26 protein-coding genes are annotated in these 18,660 nt (G+C 39.3%); 14 read left to right on the forward strand and 12 right to left on the reverse strand.

What is annotated here, in order from left to right; genetic code table 11:
• The first annotated feature begins 12 nt into the window (after window positions 1-12).
• The 5 genes from DU508_RS17360 to DU508_RS17380 are packed head-to-tail and all read left to right on the forward strand — an operon-like array spanning window position 13 to window position 3,580.
• On the forward strand, window positions 13-297 hold the full coding sequence (locus DU508_RS17360) for a nitrogen regulatory IIA protein (protein WP_115404034.1): 285 nt from the start codon (window positions 13-15) through the stop codon (window positions 295-297).
• Window positions 284-1,621, forward strand: coding sequence for a conjugative transposon protein TraM (traM, locus tag DU508_RS17365; protein ID WP_115404035.1), 1,338 nt, complete (start codon window positions 284-286; stop codon window positions 1,619-1,621). Before DU508_RS17360 ends, traM begins: the two co-directional genes overlap by 14 nt.
• Window positions 1,622-1,645: 24 nt before the next feature.
• The gene (gene traN, locus DU508_RS17370) at window positions 1,646-2,539 is read left to right on the forward strand and encodes a conjugative transposon protein TraN (RefSeq protein WP_115404036.1); all 894 of its coding nucleotides are present in this window, start codon (window positions 1,646-1,648) and stop codon (window positions 2,537-2,539) included.
• Between the two features lie 22 nt (window positions 2,540-2,561).
• A complete protein-coding gene (locus DU508_RS17375; RefSeq protein ID WP_115404037.1) occupies window positions 2,562-3,122 on the forward strand; it encodes a conjugal transfer protein TraO in 561 nt (186 codons plus the stop codon).
• Window positions 3,123-3,172: 50 nt separating this feature from the next.
• The gene (locus DU508_RS17380; protein ID WP_233509666.1) at window positions 3,173-3,580 is read left to right on the forward strand and encodes a DUF3872 domain-containing protein; all 408 of its coding nucleotides are present in this window, start codon (window positions 3,173-3,175) and stop codon (window positions 3,578-3,580) included.
• Window positions 3,581-3,641: 61 nt separating this feature from the next.
• On the opposite strand, the gene DU508_RS17385 is transcribed toward DU508_RS17380, so the two are convergent.
• Window positions 3,642-4,334: an IclR family transcriptional regulator gene (locus tag DU508_RS17385; protein WP_115404039.1), complete on the reverse strand. Its 693-nt coding sequence runs from the start codon at window positions 4,332-4,334 to the stop codon at window positions 3,642-3,644.
• Window positions 4,335-4,436: 102 nt separating this feature from the next.
• Between DU508_RS17385 and DU508_RS17390 the strand changes: the two genes are divergently transcribed.
• The 8 genes from DU508_RS17390 (at window position 4,437) to DU508_RS17425 (ending at window position 8,360) form a co-directional block, all read left to right on the forward strand.
• Window positions 4,437-5,204, forward strand: coding sequence for an SDR family NAD(P)-dependent oxidoreductase (locus DU508_RS17390; RefSeq protein ID WP_115404040.1), 768 nt, complete (start codon window positions 4,437-4,439; stop codon window positions 5,202-5,204).
• Between the two features lie 19 nt (window positions 5,205-5,223).
• Window positions 5,224-5,673, forward strand: coding sequence for a GlcG/HbpS family heme-binding protein (locus tag DU508_RS17395; RefSeq protein WP_115404041.1), 450 nt, complete (start codon window positions 5,224-5,226; stop codon window positions 5,671-5,673).
• Window positions 5,674-5,739: 66 nt separating this feature from the next.
• Entirely contained in the window at window positions 5,740-6,015 is a 276-nt protein-coding gene (locus DU508_RS17400) for a molybdenum ABC transporter permease (protein WP_115404042.1), read from the forward strand.
• Window positions 6,016-6,188: 173 nt separating this feature from the next.
• A complete protein-coding gene (locus tag DU508_RS17405) occupies window positions 6,189-6,500 on the forward strand; it encodes a helix-turn-helix domain-containing protein (RefSeq protein ID WP_115404043.1) in 312 nt (103 codons plus the stop codon).
• The gene (locus DU508_RS17410; RefSeq protein WP_115404044.1) at window positions 6,481-6,780 is read left to right on the forward strand and encodes a helix-turn-helix domain-containing protein; all 300 of its coding nucleotides are present in this window, start codon (window positions 6,481-6,483) and stop codon (window positions 6,778-6,780) included. The genes DU508_RS17405 and DU508_RS17410 overlap by 20 nt, the downstream gene beginning before the upstream one ends.
• Window positions 6,781-7,050: 270 nt before the next feature.
• Entirely contained in the window at window positions 7,051-7,323 is a 273-nt protein-coding gene (locus DU508_RS17415) for a hypothetical protein (protein WP_115404045.1), read from the forward strand.
• Window positions 7,320-7,769, forward strand: a complete 450-nt coding sequence (locus DU508_RS17420) for a response regulator (RefSeq protein ID WP_115404046.1) — start codon at window positions 7,320-7,322, stop codon at window positions 7,767-7,769. Before DU508_RS17415 ends, DU508_RS17420 begins: the two co-directional genes overlap by 4 nt.
• Window positions 7,770-7,820: 51 nt before the next feature.
• A complete protein-coding gene (locus DU508_RS17425) occupies window positions 7,821-8,360 on the forward strand; it encodes a sigma factor-like helix-turn-helix DNA-binding protein (RefSeq protein WP_115404047.1) in 540 nt (179 codons plus the stop codon).
• Window positions 8,361-8,393: 33 nt separating this feature from the next.
• Here DU508_RS17425 and DU508_RS17430 read toward each other — a convergent pair whose 3' ends face one another.
• Complete coding sequence (locus DU508_RS17430) at window positions 8,394-9,779, reverse strand: serine hydrolase domain-containing protein (RefSeq protein ID WP_158542201.1); 1,386 nt, start codon at window positions 9,777-9,779, stop codon at window positions 8,394-8,396.
• Window positions 9,780-10,206: 427 nt separating this feature from the next.
• Between DU508_RS17430 and DU508_RS17435 the strand changes: the two genes are divergently transcribed.
• The gene (locus tag DU508_RS17435; RefSeq protein WP_110306611.1) at window positions 10,207-11,247 is read left to right on the forward strand and encodes an IS110 family RNA-guided transposase; all 1,041 of its coding nucleotides are present in this window, start codon (window positions 10,207-10,209) and stop codon (window positions 11,245-11,247) included.
• 199 nt (window positions 11,248-11,446) lie between these two features.
• On the opposite strand, the gene DU508_RS17440 is transcribed toward DU508_RS17435, so the two are convergent.
• The 10 genes from DU508_RS17440 to DU508_RS17485 all read right to left on the reverse strand — a co-directional run bounded on the left by DU508_RS17440 (window position 11,447) and on the right by DU508_RS17485 (window position 18,658).
• Window positions 11,447-12,982 carry a SulP family inorganic anion transporter gene (locus tag DU508_RS17440; RefSeq protein ID WP_110306503.1) on the reverse strand — a complete coding sequence of 512 codons (1,536 nt, stop codon included), beginning with the start codon at window positions 12,980-12,982 and terminating at the stop codon, window positions 11,447-11,449.
• A 471-nt stretch (window positions 12,983-13,453) separates the two neighbouring features.
• Window positions 13,454-14,260: a PRTRC system ThiF family protein gene (locus DU508_RS17445; RefSeq protein ID WP_115404049.1), complete on the reverse strand. Its 807-nt coding sequence runs from the start codon at window positions 14,258-14,260 to the stop codon at window positions 13,454-13,456.
• The gene (locus DU508_RS17450) at window positions 14,260-14,985 is read right to left on the reverse strand and encodes a PRTRC system protein B (RefSeq protein ID WP_233509663.1); all 726 of its coding nucleotides are present in this window, start codon (window positions 14,983-14,985) and stop codon (window positions 14,260-14,262) included. The genes DU508_RS17445 and DU508_RS17450 overlap by 1 nt, the downstream gene beginning before the upstream one ends.
• A gap of 10 nt (window positions 14,986-14,995) precedes the next feature.
• Window positions 14,996-16,150: a hypothetical protein gene (locus tag DU508_RS17455; RefSeq protein WP_115404050.1), complete on the reverse strand. Its 1,155-nt coding sequence runs from the start codon at window positions 16,148-16,150 to the stop codon at window positions 14,996-14,998.
• Window positions 16,151-16,166: 16 nt separating this feature from the next.
• The gene (locus DU508_RS17460) at window positions 16,167-16,385 is read right to left on the reverse strand and encodes a PRTRC system protein C (RefSeq protein WP_002978317.1); all 219 of its coding nucleotides are present in this window, start codon (window positions 16,383-16,385) and stop codon (window positions 16,167-16,169) included.
• A 27-nt stretch (window positions 16,386-16,412) separates the two neighbouring features.
• On the reverse strand, window positions 16,413-17,015 hold the full coding sequence (locus DU508_RS17465; RefSeq protein ID WP_115404051.1) for a PRTRC system protein E: 603 nt from the start codon (window positions 17,013-17,015) through the stop codon (window positions 16,413-16,415).
• A gap of 19 nt (window positions 17,016-17,034) precedes the next feature.
• Entirely contained in the window at window positions 17,035-17,367 is a 333-nt protein-coding gene (locus tag DU508_RS17470) for a penicillin-binding protein (RefSeq protein ID WP_115404052.1), read from the reverse strand.
• Window positions 17,364-17,807: a hypothetical protein gene (locus DU508_RS17475; protein WP_115404053.1), complete on the reverse strand. Its 444-nt coding sequence runs from the start codon at window positions 17,805-17,807 to the stop codon at window positions 17,364-17,366. Before DU508_RS17475 ends, DU508_RS17470 begins: the two co-directional genes overlap by 4 nt.
• An 18-nt stretch (window positions 17,808-17,825) precedes the next feature.
• Window positions 17,826-18,164 (reverse strand): molybdenum ABC transporter ATP-binding protein, encoded by a 339-nt coding sequence (locus tag DU508_RS17480; RefSeq protein ID WP_115404054.1) that lies wholly within the window; start codon window positions 18,162-18,164, stop codon window positions 17,826-17,828.
• A gap of 11 nt (window positions 18,165-18,175) precedes the next feature.
• Entirely contained in the window at window positions 18,176-18,658 is a 483-nt protein-coding gene (locus DU508_RS17485; protein WP_115404055.1) for a DUF1281 family ferredoxin-like fold protein, read from the reverse strand.
• Window positions 18,659-18,660: the final 2 nt, after the last annotated feature.

The raw sequence follows: 18,660 nt of genomic DNA on the forward strand, positions 1-18,660 counted from the left end.
AATAGTAGGGCTATGAAAAAAATAAGAGCAAATATGGACAGGTACTTTGATAAATTGGACGAACGCTGGCGTGGATTGCCATTACGGAAACAGCACCAATATACGCTGTACTTCTTTGTGGGTTACCTGCTACTTACCGCAGGAGTTATTGGCAAAGTTTGGTACGATACCTCAAAGTCCGATAACAGTATGGTCATCGAGCATATCGAGAACCCTGTCCTCAAAAGTGAAAATCCTGCAAGGTTGCAGGATAGTGTATCAACAATTTTAAAAAATCAGATTTATGAAAGAAAATGAGAACAAAAAGCCGGTTGTTCGGGTAACGGAAGGGAACCCGAACGAAACCGCTGATGTGCTGCAAGACGGCACACAGAACAAAGCCGAAAAGCTCAAAAAGCCACTCATATTCGTTTTGATGGGTGTCGTGTTTCTCGGCTGTATGTACCTGATATTTAAACCTTCGAAAGATAAAAAGGAAGTCGAAAACATCGGGCTGAACGATGCCGTTCCACAGGCTACCGGAGCAGGAATGCCTGCCGACAAAGGCAAGGCGTATGAGCAGGAAATGCTCGAACGCAAAGAGCAGGAAAAACGTAATGCGCTTGCAACGCTTTCGGATTATTGGAACACGGACAGCACACAGAACAACGAGGCAGAAATTCCGGAAGAGGAAGAAGCTAACGGTTATGGTGGTGGTAGAAATTCAGGCAGAAACGGCAATCAGGCATTGAACAGCTACCGCAATGCACAAAGTACGTTGGGTTCTTTTTATCAGGACAACAATTCGGAAACAACAGAACTCCGCAGGCAACTGGATGAGTTAAAAGAAAAGCTGGCTGAAAAAGATGTACCTAAGCCTGTAACCGTTGATGACCAGCTTGCCCTGATGGAGAAATCCTACCAGATGGCGGCAAAGTATCTGCCAACGGGTACAACAAATCAGGGAGGAGCACCACCTGCTAAGGAGGTAAGTACAGCAACGTCAGCTCCCAATCAAAAAGAGCATTTTGTGGCATTCACACCGACCAGGAAAAACACGGTATCTGCCCTGTACCGTGAACCTACCGACAGTGCGTTTTTAGCCGATTGGAACCAAACCAAAAATCGGGGTTTTTATACAGCAGACTCTAAGGAGCAGGTAGTACAACCTAAAAACAGCATCAAAGCAAGTGTACACGAAACACAGACGGTTATTGGCGAAACAGGGGTGCGTTTACGATTACTGGAGCCTGCCCAAACGGCTAACCGTACCATTCCGCAAGGAACAATCGTAACCGCAAATGGCAAGTTTCAGGGAGGGCGCTTACAATTGAAAATTACTTCCATTGAACTGGAAGGTAGCATCATTCCGGTAGATATAACCATTTACGATTTGGACGGACAACAGGGCTTGTACGTTCCGTATTCGCACGAAATGAATGCCCTTACCGAAATGGCGGCTAATATGAGCCAGACTACGGGTTCCAGCCTAATGCTTACCAGATCAGCAGGCCAGCAGATTGCGGCAGATATGAGCCGTGGCGTGATACAAGGCGTATCGGGTTATTTCTCTAAAAAAGTAAGGATGCCAAAGGTTACCCTAAAATCAGGGCATCAGGTCTTCTTGGTATCTAAAAAATAATGTTGAACTCAAATAAATAGAGCAATGAAAAATCATTTAAAAACCTTTTGGGCTTTTGCCCTGATACTCGGCTTTGCCGTACAGTCTTACGCACAGGACAGTGTAAGAACCAAACTTGAATTAGGAAAAATAGAACCCTATAAAATGGAAGTAACCTACGACAAAACTTCGCATCTGATTTTCCCGACTGCCATTCGTTATGTGGACCTGGGAAGTGAATACCTGGTTGCAGGGAAAGCAGAAGATGCGGAAAACGTATTGCGTGTAAAAGCATCGGTAAGGGATTTTGAGCCGGAAACCAACTTTTCCGTCATTACCAATGACGGACGTTTCTACAGCTTCAATGTGTATTACAGTTCTTACCCGGAGGCGTTGAGCTATGACCTGCTAACAATGCAAAAGGCTGTTGACAAAACTAACGGTAACGATGTGCTTTTTGAAGAGTTGGGCAACAATTCGCCATCATTGGCAGGATTGATTTTAGAAACCATTTACAAAAAAGATAAACGTATTGTCAAGCATATCGGGGCTAAGAGTTTCGGCATTCAGTTTACCCTTAAAGGAATTTATATACACAACGGCAAATACTATTTCCATACGGAACTGAGAAACCGTAGCAATGTGCCTTTCCAGATCGATTTTGTCAATTTCAAAGTGGTAGATAAGAAAGTGGCAAAACGTACTGTGGTACAGGAACGCCCGATGATACCGCTTCGTACTTATAAACCACTTACGGAGATTTCAGGACAAACTACCGAGCAAAACGTGTTCCTGTTAGACCAGTTTACCATTGCCGATGACAAGGTTTTACTGATTGAAATTTTCGAGAAGAACGGCGGCAGGCATCAAACGCTTCAGGTGGAAAATTCGGATTTGATAAAAGCCCGATTGATTAACGATATGCACCTGAAATTTTAATAATAACTAAAATATAATAGAAATGAAAAAGTATATCTATACCGTGATGCTACTTATAATGGGCATCACAGCAGCACAGGCACAAAGAATGCTGCCTGGACAAAAAGGAATTGAAATCAGTACAGGCACACTGTCCGATGAACAACCGGCACGTAACTACTTCGTGAATATCGGTTTTACGGTAAATGGTAAGCACGGCAATTACCAGCTTTGGGCATTGGAATATGTACATCAATATTACCAATATAAGGGAATAAATATCCCGCAGGAAACCTATATGGCAGAGGGTGGTTACAGCTTTTACCTTTTTGGAACACCTGTGAAAAGCATTTCCGTAAATCTGGGAATTACCGGAGTGGTTGGTTACGAAACCGTCAATCGTGGAGAGCAGATACTTTATGACGGTGCAAAAATACTGTACGATGATGAGGTCATTTACGGTGCAGGCGGCAGGATTTCAATAGAAGCCTACCTGTCAAACAGGTTTGTATTTTTTGTACAAGGTCGTGCAAAAATGATGTGGGGAACGCCTTTGGAAAAATTCCGCCCGGCTGCGGGAGTGGGATTAAGATTTAACCTTTAAAACTAAGCAAAATGAAAAGATTATTCAATTATAACTGGTTACGCCTTAAAATGGCAGGATTGTTCCTAATTGCGGTATTCAGCATCTTTCTGCTTTCGTCCTGTGATAAGGACGATCTGGAAATACAACAGAACTTTCCATTTGAGGTTAGTGTAATGCCCGTACCTAACGATGTTGCCAACGGGCAGACTGTAGAGATACGGATTAACATACAGCCTACCGGAAATTACGCCAATACGGATTATTTTATTCGCTACTTTCAGTACGATGGCACGGGAACATTGCAGTATTACAATGAACCTCCGTATCTGCCAAATGATTTATATCAGTTGCCAACGAAGCAATTCAGATTGTACTATACATCGGCATCCGCCGTATCGCAATCTTTTGAAGTTTGGATTTCGGACAGCTTCGGGAATGAAAAGCAGTTAAGCTTTCAGTTTAACAGCAGTGATTAAAATAGTATATCAGGTTATAAAAAAACGGTTTATCTGAGGGTAAGCCGTTTTTTCCTATTTCTCACTTTAGTAAAGTTTTAATTTTTTCAGCTGTACTTTTCATTTTTGTTTGATCAAATCTGAAAGCTGGTCCAGCTACAACTACCACTGCCTGAATTCTCCCTTTGTATAAATAAGGAACGGCTATGCAATTTAAATCCTTTTCATATTCTTCGAGGTCAAGAGCGTAGCCGTTCTTTACCACTTCGTTTAACTCTTTTTGTTGTGTGGCAATTTCCTTTTCTGTCAATCCCTTTTCCATTACGGCAGGAAGATGAGGCGAGTATGCCATAAAAACTTTGCCAACCGCAGTATGCCTCATTTCGTGTTCTCTGCCCAATTCCAGCGAAATGCGTATGCTCCGTTCAGGTTCGCTTTGCAGTTCATAACGAAAGTAACTGCCCAATTGTATAGCAAGATAAGTCGTTTCTCCTGTTTCGGCGCTCAACTTTTCCAATATCGGTTTCACTTCCTTTTTTATTTGGTATAAAGGTTTTTCAGGAATATAAAGTTCGCTGATTTTGGATGTAATTCGATAACGTGGCGAAAGTTCGTCCTGCTCCACATAGCCCAGCTCTTTTAATGTATTCACAAAATTATGTACCGTGGTGTTTTGCAGACCCACCGCAGCTGAGATATCATTTAACCTAACCAAATTGCCGTTTGTTGCAATATAATCGAGGATTTCAAATGCTCTTTTTACCGACTGTATCATTTTTATTCAACAATGATGAATTATTTATTGTTTTGCACTTTTTATCTTTATAAAAATTCAAAATTAATACAAATTTGCCTTGTAAACAAATGAAGGATAACAATGAAAAGAACCGTAATTATTACAGGAGCAGCAGCAGGCATAGGTAAAGGCATAGCCACCGCCTTTGCACAAAAAGCGTATGAACTGATTTTAGTTGACCGTAACCAGAAGCAATTAGATGAAATCAAAGGCGAATTTTTAGCCATAAATCCAAACCGGAAAATCCAGACCGTAGGAACAGATCTTTCCACGACAGAGGGCAGGGAAAAACTGTTTGACCATGTTACAGAAACAGACGTATTGGTCAATAACGTAGGTTATTACGAAAACATAGACTTCTTTGAATTGCAGGAAGCCAATTGGTTAAAGATGATAGACCTCAACTTTATGATTGGAATGCAGCTTTCCAAATTCTATTTCAAAAAAATGCTGGACAATAAGAAAGGCAGGCTCATTTTCATTTCGTCCGAATCGGCATTAAATCCCGACAGCGAAAAAATACACTATTGCGTGGCGAAGACAATGGTGTTAAGCCTTTCACGCAATCTGGCGGAGTTGACCAAAAATACGGAAGTGACCGTGAACTGCATTTTACCCGGTCCCGCATTGACTGCCGGAACGGAAAAATTCATTACCGAACGTTACAATCCAGATTTAAAAGAAGCGGAGCGACTATTTATGGCAAGCCGACCCTCTTCCATCATTGGCAGGCTTGTCCGTCCTGAAGAAATCGGCAATGCCGCTGTCTTTCTGGCAGATGAAAACAGCGGGGCAATCAACGGCAGCAATCTGAAAGTAGAAGGCGGTATTGTAACAAGTATTATCTAAAATTAAAAAAAACAGAAAAATGAAATCAGTTCAGAAAAATGAAATCAGTCTTGAAACAGCAAATCTGTTAATAGATAAGGCTATTGAAGAAGCTGCAAAAGGTAATTTCTCTATCGTCGCTACAGTGGTAAACAAAGACGGTGTATTGATTGCCTTAAAGAAAATGGACAATGCTGTAACAGGCCCCGTAGACGTGTCCATTAAAAAAGCAAGAACCGCAGCCCTGTTCGGTTTTGACAGCAAGGCATTTGGCGAGATAGCACAACCCGGACAACCCATTTATAGCATTGAAAACACCAATGGCGGGCTGATAAGTTTCGGAGGAGGAGTAACACTCAAACAAAACGATGAAGTTATCGGAGCGTTGGGCGTTGCAGGAGCATCCGTAGACGATGATGAACGAATTGCGAAGGTAGCTGTCCACCATTTTGTAGAGCATCTTACGACAAGTGAAATTGTAACGAAGTAGCTGAAAACAATCAAAGCAAAATTAAATTTCTTAAATTTATACTTGTGAAATTAAAAATGTGAAATTATGATTGCATCATTGGTTATAGGGATAATATTTTTAGTTGCAGGCCTGGGACTTCGTTACTGGATTAACCGTAGAAAGTTTTACAGGCGTGGCCCCATGGGAGCCGAGGGATTTTCCTCTTATGAAAGCTCGGTTTTCATCAAATTGATTGAAAAGGTTGGCAAATGGATAGCCTATGCCATGATTATCTGGGGACTATTATGTTTTTGGGCTTATTACCATGAGAAAAATGAAAAACAAAAGACAAAAACAGAACAGCCTGTTCAACGCAGATGATTAATTAGAAATACAGCTTGAAAGAAACGGATAACCCAAAAGGTAATCCGTTTTTTTGTTTCCGACAAAAGTAAACTGCCAAATACTGCCTTTTAGTGCCAATGGCTACAACATTGTGCAATCCCTTATATAGCCTTTCTAACTTGAACTTCCACAGAAAAAATGAGCAAAAGATGGAAGTTATCGCAATACAAAAATCCGCCCTGGAGGGAATGAAAAACGAGCTAAAAGCACTTTTGGAACTGACCGAAAATGCGACAAGAAAATACAGGACGGTTTTCAAAGAGGAAAAATGGCTCGATAACCAGGAAGTTTGTTTGATGATGAACATTACCAAGCGGACTTTACAGACCTATAAGGAAAAAGGTCTATTACCTTATTCCAAGCTTAACCGCAAAAATTATTATAAACTCGCGGACGTACGGGCTTTGCTGGAAGCCGGACATCCGTATAATACAAATGGTAATGGATCTACTGACGAATGAAGCCGAAGAAATCATCGCCCATCAGGAAATGATAATGCGATTGAAGAGCCGTATCGAAGAAATATTAAAAAATTACCGCCCTGTAATGAACGGGGAAATTTACTTGTCGGGTGAAGATGTATGCAAGCTGCTCCATATCAGCAAACGGACGTTACAGCAATACCGTGATGATAATATCCTGCCATACATTCAGATTGGGGGCAAGATTATCTATAAGGAAACGGATATTATAATTGCATTGGAAAAAAATTACATTTCAAATAAAACAGATTTACTGTAACCTTTTTTGTCATATATGCTGTCAAAAAGGAACGAGTTTAGTATCTTTGCTACTGAAAATATAAAAATCTTAAAGTGTTTTTGCTTTAAGTTCCGCATTAGAAACTGGTAATTTTTAAAACCCCGGAACAGATAGGTAAGAACGCTCACGTCATAGGCGTGGGCGCTCGCTTATTTGGGGGTCAGGCGTACCAGTGCCTTAATGCCAGTAAGTGTGGTTGCCTGCGCCTTATTTTTTTGCAGGTTCCACTAACTTAATAACATTAAGATTATGGAAAAGGAGCCTGTATTTTACCCCGACTTTGACTATACTGCGTCACAATTATCAGCATTCTCTCTCTGCATAGATATTTTTATCATATCACTAAAAAATGGTGAAATCGTAAAATTTAAACCTAACGACATAGCACACTTTAAAGAATGGCTTAACCATTTTAAAGTTAGGGATGTTGCAGTTGATGATGGCCTGTCTCACGTCGATAGAACGGCTAATTTATCTAAACCTACAAATGGATTTTTTAACCTTATCAAAAGAAGAAAATGAGTAAAGAAACAACAATTAAAATAGCATTTATAGATGACCACGACTTACTTAGGAAAGGCATCTGTGATATTATAAGTGATGATAATAGATTTGAAATCATATTTGATGCGGAAAACGGCAAAGATGCTATGGAAAAAATGGAGCAAATTGAAGTTATTCCCGATGTAATGATTGTTGATATAAATATGCCCGTAATGAATGGATTTGAAACCGCTAGAGCATTGGTCGAAAAATATCCGCAAACTAAAATCCTGGCTTTTAGCGTGAACGATGAGGTACAGGATGTAGTGAAGATGCTAACTTACGGAGCAAGAGGATACATTCTGAAAGGAGCAGATCCCGAAGAACTCAAAGAAGCCTTAAAGGTACTAAACAACGGTGGACGTTATTTCAGTGCAGGTGTATGTGAGATAGCGAAAGAATATTTTAAACAGTTTCCGCAATAATATACACGCATATTTAGATTACGCATTTAACTATAATACGCCTATAGAAAAATGGACGAAGCAAAAAACCTCATTGACCGTACCAACAGTTTTTACATAGATATGTCAAAAAAGGTACTCACGGAAAAGGAGTACGAAATCATATATCAAATGTTGGTCAGCAAAAAACCTATAATAGAATTGGCAAATGATTATAACCTAAGCAGTGAACGGATTAGGCAGATATACAGGGATGCCTATAACAAAGTAAAATCCATTACCGAACTATTTCAGGAGATTGACTATTATAAACAACGCAGGGATAAATTAAAAGGTGAATGCCGGAATGACTTTAGAGAAATCCGAATGTTGGATGATGCTGAAAAAACGGAGGTGCTGAAAAAGAAATTAATAGACAGTGCATTCCCTTTTAGCAAAAGACTATGGAATATGTTGGTATCATTAGATATTCATATCATCGGGGATTTAGTCTCTATACCATTACAGGAATATCAAAATTTTAGGGGGTTCAAAAGAGTATGTAAAAGTGAACTGATAGCCTTTATTGAATTTGAGAATATTGAAGAATTATTTGATGGCTATCAAAAGTGAAGCAATAAAATTTAATGGATGATAATAATATATTCAAAATCTTTTGCGTGCGTCAACTACTACTTTACCATTCTGAACGACTTGAAATGTATCAATAACCCCATTATTTTTAGAACTGGAGAAAACGCATTTGTCACTTGGTGAAGAAGCCAGAAAAAAAGTATCCACTTCCACAGGGTAAAGTTGTTCCGTTTGTCTTGCAGTCAAAGTGAGGTATTCTTTATCTTTCGATATGGATATTTTTATAGCAGGATTTTCACTAAAATACTCGCCAACATATTTATTAATAATTTCTTCGGGAACATTTATCAGTTTCTTTTTAATAGGGTTGTAGAACTCTTTCCAGCCATATGCCGTAGCTACACTGTTTAAAACCTCAATTACAAAAGGTCTTCCATTTTCAGGATATGCATTAGTGAGGATTGCCACGCCATTGCCGGAGGTAAAGCTACCGTAATATATCGACCGATACCCATAACTTTCTCCCTCGTGCCAAAAGTATTTTTCGCCTCCTTTTTGTTCTATACCAATTCCATACCCATAATTTTCCATCACAGGTGTCAACATTTCGGATATGAGGTTCTTTGAAAGAAAAGCATTTTTCCCTCCCTTGATGGAACGTTGGATTTCCAAAATGAACTTTGCAATATCGGTAGCCGTTGACCAAAGTCCTCCGGCAGTCTGTTCCGGATAGACATAATATCCTCCCTTTAGCGGCTTCATTTCTTTATCATAACCTACAGCATAATTTGTGTATTTCGCAGCAAGTGGTTGGGAAAAAGTGCTATTGCCCATTTTTAATGGTTCCAATACCAACCCCTGCATCAATTGTTCATAATTGCTCGATATGTTATCGTCCAATATCTTTCGGATTACGGTGCTTCCTCCGCCTGAGTATTGGTAATGCGAGCCTGGGGAATAAATGGGCTTTACAGGTTCATTATTCGCTGGTTTTTCGCCATTAAGAATTTGATTTATCGAAGGGATTAAATCGGACGTAGGATAACCTACAAAACCTCGTACACTTAAACCGGCAGTATGGCTTAATAAATTTTTTAAGGTAATCGTTTTTCCATAAGAGAGTTCGTTGTCAGGGAATTTCCAGGTTTTTAAATACTCTCTTATATCCTTTGATAAGGAGAGTTTATTTTGCTCAACCAATTTCATTATCCCTAATGCATTAACTGATTTGCTAATGGATGCCACCTGATAAATGGTGTTTGTATCTGCAACTGTTTTATGTTCAATATCAGCATAACCATAGGCTTTAGCCCATTCAATTATACCGTTATGTATGACTGCAATAGAAACTGAAGGGACTTTATAAAATCTCATTCTATCGAGAATGTTATATTGTTGTACAAGGCTATCCTCAAAAATGATTGCCCTTACCTCTGTCAGATTGTTTTCAACTTGCACTATCTTATTTGTTTGTGAAAACAAATAAGATGAAAAAAACAGAGTGCATTGAATTAGGAGAAGAATTTTACTTTTCATCTTTACCAAATTTCCACTTTACCAAATAAAATGTTCAAAACTAAAAACACTTTACTAAGTAAAATAATTACTGCAAGTTACAAATTAATAACAGGAACCATTTGTAACCAAGCGACGTTCTTTTGCTTCTCCTATGTTTGTATAATATAATCTAAGTGAAGAAGGGCGAGAGCAGATTTTGCTTTAAATAGCCTTATGGTATATTCAAGAAAAGAGACTGCCTCCTCTTCTTTAACCTTTTAGAATCTGAACAGAATGTAAGGAATTTGCTCATTATGAGTCTAATAGCCAGTATATCCAGTCAGGAGAAAAGATGAAGGAAGGTTATCACTTACCTAAACCATATAAGATGAAGGTATTATTAAAGCAGACAGTAGGAATTGATGTTGCACAAAATGAATTAGTTGTATCGCTTGGTAGAATGGATGAACAGATCAGCATAGAAGTCTATGGCTACAAAGTATTTCCCAATACTAAAAAAGGTTTTTTAAGTCTTGTATCGTGGGTAAATAAACAGACATCAACTACAACAGAAGTACGGTACGTGATGGAAGCAACAGGAGTTTACCATGAATCCTTAGCCTACTATCTTTACAGTATTCAAAAACAAGTCAGCATCGTTTTGCCAAACAAGATCAGTAATTATGCAAAAACACTTGACATAAAAACCATTACTGACAAGAGCGCTTCACAAGCGATTGCTAGATTTGGTTTGGAAAGGCAATTGGAAGTATGGCAACCTCCTTTAAAAATATTTAATGATTTGAGACAGCTTTGTAGGGAACGTGAGCAGCTTGTACATGAGCGTACAATGTTGAAAAATCAACTGCACGCAGAACGTACTTCTGCAACTTCAAGTGAAAGCTCAGTTAAACGAACTAAAAAAAGAATAGCTCTTATTGATTTGCAGGAAAAGCAGATAAGAGAAGAAATTGCTATCCTTATCAAAGGAGATCAAACTCTAGTAGAAAAGATGAAAATAGTATCTTCAATTCCGGGAATTGGAAATCTGACTGCTGTAACAATTATCGCTGAAACCAACGGATTCGAGTTAATAAAGAATAAAAGACAGTTGGTCAGTTATGCAGGATTAGATGTAAGAGAAAAGACATCTGGAACCTCAGTGAAATCCAAACCTCGAATTTCCAAGCGGGGTAATAGGAATTTAAGAAAGGTAATGCACTTTCCAGCATTAACTGCAATTAGGACTGATGAAAGGTTCAGAGATATTTTCTTAAGAATGGTTTCAAGGCATGGTATCAAAATGAAGGCTATAGTTGCCATCCAAAGAAAACTCCTAGAATTGACTTTTATATTATGGAAAAACAATTCTTATTATAATTCAGAACACCAGCATCAAATCATTCCGTTTCAGGAAGTAGCGATGTAAATAAAGAGAAGCTTAATTCTCTATCGATAATTTGTTTAAGAGGTTGGCTTTAGCTTATAACCCCCGAACCATTTTTGGGTTTATTTAAATCTAATATTTAAACTTAGTTTAAAAGTAAAAGGCTGAAATGCATAAAAAAAACATCGAAAACCATAGAAAAAATCTGATAGCTTTCGATGTAAACTTAAATATACCAATGTTACTTATTAGTCATTACTTTGTAGGTAGGATCTTCGATAATATTCACATCTATAACTGTTTCAGCATTTTTCAGTAACTGTCTGCAATCTTGGCTTAAATGTCGTAAATGTAGTTTTTTACCTTCCTTGTGATACTTCTCCGTAATTTTATTTAAAGCTTCAATAGCAGACATATCAACTACTTTACTTTCCTTAAAATCAATTACAACTTCATTCGGGTCATTTAGTACGTCAAATTTTTCAATAAATGCGGCAGTAGAACCAAAGAACAGCGGTCCAAAAATTTCGTAATGCTTTACACCATCTTCATCTACATACTTTCTTGCACGTATTCGTTTGGCACTTTCCCAGGCAAATACAAGAGCTGAAATAACTACACCTATCAAAACGGCTAAAGCTAAATTGTGTAATAGTACAGTTATAACTGCTACCAGCATACCAATAAAAATGTCGTGTCGAGGCATTTTATTAATAATTCGAAAGCTAACCCACTCAAATGTGCCTATAGCTACCATCATCATCACCCCGACTAATGCCGCCATTGGAATTTGTTCTATTACAGGACCTGCAACCAGAATGATCAATAAGATTGCAATTGAGGCAATTATTGCAGAAAGTCTGGCTCTTCCACCGGCTCCGATATTCACTAAAGTCTGAGCAACCATTGCACATCCACCCATTCCTCCGAAGAAACCGTTGGTGATATTTGCTATGCCCTGTGCGGCAGCCTCACGGTTAGATTGTCCTTTTGTGCTGGTTATTTCATCAACCATATTAAGCGTTAACAGACTTTCAATCAACCCAACACCTGCCATTACTAAGGCGTAGGGGAAAATAATTTTCAGGGTTTCCAGATTAAACGGTATTCCCGGAATATGAAATGATGGCAGTGAACCACCTACTGAAGCTATATCAATTACTTTTTTAGTATCAATACCGAAAAAATATACGATACCGAATACAACAATTATCGCTACTAACGATGCAGGAACCGCCTTTGTAAATTTTGGTAATATAAATACAATTGCTATGGTTAACAACGTCAATCCCGCCATTAAATAGAGGGCAGAACCCTGCATCCAACCTTCTATTCCGTTTTCTACAACTTTAAATTGAGCTACCTGTGCCATAAAAATGATTACTGCAAGACCGTTTAAGAAACCATACATTACCGGTTGTGGGATCAAGCGGACAAATTTACCCAGCTTAAAAATTCCTACTGAAAATTGCAGTAGACCTGCTAATATAACCGCAGCAAAAAGATATTCCACACCATGCGATGCAGCCAATGCAATAAGTACGACTACCGTTGCTCCAGCACCTCCGGAAACCATTCCGGGTCTGCCTCCCAAGATTGCTGTAACAATACCCATTAAAAAGGCTGCATAAAGCCCTGTCAAAGGCGATAGCCCTGCCAGAATAGCAAAGGATAAAGACTCAGGTATCATCGTCATAGCCACTGCAAGACCCGCAAGAATTTCATTTTTGTAATTAATTTTCTGTTTGAAATCAAACAAATTGATAATTTTCTGCATAAAGATTTATGTTTAAAGTTGTAAAATGTAAATAGAAAAGTAGGTACACGAAAGCAAAACCTTCGGATACGACAGAGAAGCCAATAAATTAAAATTGGGAAATATAACAGTTAGCCTAAGATCAAGGCGGAGTAACTTGAGATGATATTTGTACTGTTCTTTTCATTGAGTTATGCAAAAATACATTTTCTAGATATTTTACACAACCTAATGCAAAATAAAACTGGAAAAAGTTGTTTTATAACACAGAATCTTTTCTTTGGTCGCTGTGTGGAAAGAAAAGAAGTCCCTCTAAAACAACGAATGGGATAGTGAATATCCCACTTAAAATGTAGCAACCTGTTTGGTAAAATGAAGAGAAAGTAATGTGCGGAGCCGTTGCATTTTAGCAAAGGGGTTGTACCGCTTCAATGCAAAAAGACTGCCCCGACCATCGGAAGGGAGTGTCTTTTTGCCGCCCGACTTTTAGGGTCAGGCAACTTTTAGGGGTTGGGTTTGGAAGTTCTTTAGATTAAGAAAGAAACCCCTGTTTTCGGTCATTCCGTAACGGAACATAGACCATAATAACGAACAACCCATTTGAGCCAATGTTGCATTGATATACAAATCCTGTTTTTCCAATGCTTCGGCTAAACTGCAACTTGGAGTATCGTCTGTTTGTTCGGACTGTTTCAACAGTTCGCCAAATTCATCCGTAACCATTGGCAGACTTGCCACCGTTTCATACTTTTCTGATTGTGGTTGTTTGATTTCTCCGATAGTAGATAGAATTACTTGTCCTGTTTGTTGGCTGTTGCCAAAGTCTAACCAATACTTTGGTTCATCACGACTCATTCTGCGTTGGCTCATTACTTTAAGCATTTCTGCAATATCAAACCGTGCCTGTACATTGTCCACACAGGTAATGTAAATCGTTGCTTTTGCGTTTTCGGGCAGTCCACCCAATACATTGCGTTCAAACTTTTGGGTTTCTGCTTTCCAATTTGTTCCCATAAACCGATTAACACGGTTTATCAAAGCTACCGATTTGTACAATCCTGTTTCACTCGGCGCAAATCGCTGTCTGCCCAAATTGGCTTCCGTGATAATATCATCGTCCCATAAACGAACCTGCAAACCTGAGTGTCCCAATTCTGTTAAACTATGGCTCATTTCCATTAAGGCAGTCAGCACTTTTGAACCTGTGCCACCTGCACCAATCAAATTAACCTCAATGGGGTTGGTAGGACTTATTAAATAGTTGTCCGTAAAATGAACGGCTGTTTTTACTGTTTCCATTACAATAGATTTTTAAGGGTTTTATTATTCGGTTTCAGTACTTCTTTTGGAAAGGGTTTATCTGTGTTTACAAGGTCTTTCCATAGGTTTACGCAATTGCCTTTTATCGGATTATGATTGCCCAACAAATGGCTGAAATAGGAATTAAAGAAATAATACTCCCAAGCCTGTACAAATTCTTCCACCGAAGCGGATTTTTTAATGTCAACGCTTACCGTTCCCATACATACTTTGCCGTCTTCATAGATATTGAAATACGGTGTATGGTACAATTTTGTCCTTTCTGTGGGTCTTCTGTCGCTTGTAAGGGCAAACACGCTCAAACCGTTTTTACTGGCATTCCAAAGCATTGGCGGTACTTCTGCTGTACCGTTGGGTATTTGCAGACTATCGACAAAATACAACCGCCTTTTCTGTGCTTTGGTGTACCAAATTACCGCACCTTTATCCACATTGGGATTGATGTGCAGGATATTGGTCGGTAATATTCCGTTCGACTTTAAAAAGGCTTTGTTCTTTTCCTGTTCGGTGTTCAATGCCTTTGCCAATACGTTGGCTTCTTTTACCGTCAATGGGTGGGCGTTGATAGGAATGCCGTTTTTGTCCATATCAAAATGCTCTACATAAACATCGGTATTGCTTCCTTTGGTTTCATAGAATACCAAAGCGGATTTTGGGTGGTACAATGTGCCGAAGTCCTGTGTTATATCGTTAATCGCTTCCATAGTTTTAATTTTAAAAGATGTGCAAAATGTCGCTTATCTTGTGCAATAGCTCAAACAATCGGTTTTCAAAACAAAGGTTATTGGCGGTTATGTCCCTGCCGTCAAACTGTTTTAGGATAATGGGTTCTTCCATTTGTCCGTACTCCTGCATTTCGTTATTGACAGCTTCGATAAGGGTTTCATTCAGCCAACCTTTATGGTCTGCGTAAAAGGAAATGTACTTTTCCATACCGATAATGTTTTCCATATCTTCCTCCGATGCTTCTCCATTAGGTTTGGCATTGCGGAATACGTTTTCATTCGGATAGGTCTGATAAAGGTCAAAGGCTTCTTTTGCTACGGTCAAACATTCTCTGTCAATATCGTCTTTCACTTTAAAGTTGTTAATACGCTGTTCAAATACGGTGAGATTAATGCGGTTGTAAATCCTCTGTTCCATATAATCGCCAATGTATTTGGCTTGTTTGATTTCGGCAAGATAAACGGCTGTTTCTTCGGTATAATCGTCCTGTTCCACCCAATCGTTCATCATTTCATACATCCAATACAGATAGCTTGCTTCCTGCCTGTAATACGGTATGTCAGCTATATGGTACAGATAGGCACAAACGGATAACAACAAATGGGCGTTTCTTTTCTGCTTACGGCTGTGCAACATTCGGTATAAGGAAGCAACGGGAATATAAAAGAGTGTTGCTCCTGTGTTGTAGCGTTCTTCACTTACGAAATAGGTTTTCTTACTATCCTGCACCAAACGGATTTCTTCCCAATCCAAAACTTTTTGCTTTAGTTTTTCTTCCATATCCGATACAGCCAATGCCATATTGTAAGGATAGGGAAATTGTTTGCTCTGCATAGGTTCAATTTGGTAATGCTCGGCAAGTTTGGAAAGGGACTGAAAAAAATCCCTTTCCGTTTTATCCGATTTCCTGCAAGCCTGTACGGTTTTCGTTTCTTTCAGTTTGGGCAGAAACGTACACTTTAGAAAACCATTGGCAACATTGCTGTCGGTACTGATTTGCGTTTGTCTTTCCGCACTTCGTTTGCATCCTTTGGCTTTTGCATCCAATTGGAGAACTCGTTCAACTGGCGGTGCAATTGCCGTTGTCGTTGCTGTTCGGGTATTGTGATAGTTCCCGATAGGATATATTTGTGCATAGTTCATCGCTTTAAGTATTTGGTTAACCTTTTGTACCCATTACGCTCTCAAATTTGTACTCTACCGCATCATCTTTTATCTGCGGTGCAGATGCTTTTGCCGTTGTGAGTATCGGGTACATATTGGCGTAAAAATTCATTACGGCTTCCACGCTCCAACGTGGTTCGGGGTCGGTCAGCCTTATATCCTGTCCTTTATCTTTGAGTATAAAAACTCTTTCTAATTGCGTTGCTAATAACATAATTTTTCGATTTTGGGATTAACATTTTTATTCTTCTTCGTCCGTTTCATCAATGGGATAATCGGTTGTCAATTCTTCCGCTTGTGGCGGTTCGGGCGTTGTTTCTTCCATTGCTCCGAAAAGGCTCGGTGTTCCAAACTTGTCGGACAATGCTGTTTTGCGTTTGCGTATCTCGTCCGCTTTTTCGGGAAACTCTGTTATATCGGGTACTTTCATCCACGCATCCCGGAATTTGCCCTCTTTTTCGAGTTCGTCAGCCTTTGCCATTGCATCTTTAAATTTCTTGTCTTTGGCTTCCTTATCCTTTTTGGCTTTCTCGGTCTTTTCTTTCTCCATTGCCGATTGCTTTTTGACTTCCTCCATTTGTTTGAGGAATTTTTCCATATCTACCATTACGCCCGAAACGGTTTTGATAGGTGCTTTTATCTGCTCAAAAAATCCCTCGTCAAATTCCTGGGGCGTGGCGTTAAATGTCAATGGGGGAATAAGGTTTTTAGCGTTATCTCCGCATTGTTCGTTATTGAGCAATACCGATACGATTAGGTTGCTTTCTGCTCCTTTGGAAATGTTCAGTTGCAATACTCCTGTAAAGTCCAACTGTGCTATCTTATTGAAAAAATTGGTATTCATCGTTCTGAAATTTTAATTGTTATCTAATTGTTTCTACATACTCGTTATACCGTTTCGTTATATCCTTACCCTTTCTGAAATTGTCTTTTGCATAGCTGTAATGCTCCTCGAAAAACTTTACTTCTTTTGTAGTTAGGTCAATGGTGTAGCGGTAGGTTGCGTTGCAACGTCTTTCATCCATTGTGCAATGCTCCGATAGTAAAGCCATTTCCTGTTCGCTGTTGTCAAGCGAAAGAAGTGGTAATAACAGATGCTCTACGATATAACCCTGTTCGGGTGCGGAACTGCTATCAGCAACGCATATAATTGATTTGCCGTTGCTCAATTTGATATGGAGGTTTGAACGTGTCATAAAGGTTGAATTAATGAGGTTAATGAAAATTCTTCCGTCCAAAATTCCTCGCTCGTATGTTTGCCGTATGCTTTATAAATGGCATTGCCATTACGATACATTACAAGCCTGTAACAGTCTAACCGATTTTCGGGAACGGTAAAGGCTTCCTGTTCTTCTTCGTTCAGCTCTACAAATACCCATTCCTTACCTGCAAGCATTTCTTCAATATCGGGATTGTCGTTTTCGTCTACCCTGTAAAATTCTACTGCGGTATCATAGTAATTTAGGGATTGGAAATTGTAGTCCTCTGCAAAAGGCTTTACCAATTCAAGCCTTTGTGCCTGTTCCTTTTTCCATTCTTCGGAAAGGTGTACAATAGCGAACTCGCAATTGTCCCATTCGCTGTTGGTAGTGGCTTTTACCAAAATATGTGCTGTCGCTTTATCTGTTATTTTCATCTTTGATTGCTTTAATTGTTATTTACTGATTTCCGCTATTTGGTCAATCCTGCCGTAAACAATGCTTCTAAGGCTGGTTTTGTCGGGGGCGTTGTATTCAGCCCAATTGCCGTACTGTTTTACCACATAGGTTTTCAATACATCTTCAAACCCGAACCGATACCCCTGCAAGGGAACGGCTCTTTTGAAAAAGGCATTACGGTTTACGGCTTCGGCAAGCCAATTCTTTTCGGCTCGGTTCATCTTTTCGCCCTTGTTCAGTTTTTCCCTCAATAGATAGACCTTTGCATTTTCAAGGGTTTTCAATTCGGGAACATCGTGGCGGACAAACTTTGTGGCTATTACTGTTTTTTCCATTGCATCTGTTTTTAAGGTTGATGACTGGCTATTTTTCGCTCCAATAGGGTTTCCAATATCTCGTAATCGCTTTCGTATTCTTCACCCTCGAAATGATAGGTATCGGTTTCTTCATCGAACTCGTATTGCTCAAAATCTTCGTCCTCTAAATAAATATCTATGAGTAGCTTGTCAGCAAATGTTACCCTGCCACATACACAGTTGCCTAATTCCTCATAGTCCTGTGTGAAGTTCACGTTATAGTGTCCTGCTATCGCTTGCATTACATCGATATTGGGCGACCATTTTGTTTCGTATTGGTATATGCCCTCGTCACCGTCATTCCAATAGAGATTAAAGAAATAACCTCCGTTGGTGTCGGGAACGAAGTCGGGTAATTGTCCCTGTTCCTCTTTTTCCTCTTTCAATTTCATTGTCTGAAAAAGCTGTTGTATCTGTTGGATTGCTTCGGGTTTGCCCTCGAAAACAACCGTGTTACTGCACCAATTAGCCATAA

Origin of the sequence: Pedobacter chinensis, from assembly GCF_003339865.1 — a bacterium.
GTDB lineage: Bacteria > Bacteroidota > Bacteroidia > Sphingobacteriales > Sphingobacteriaceae > Pedobacter > Pedobacter chinensis.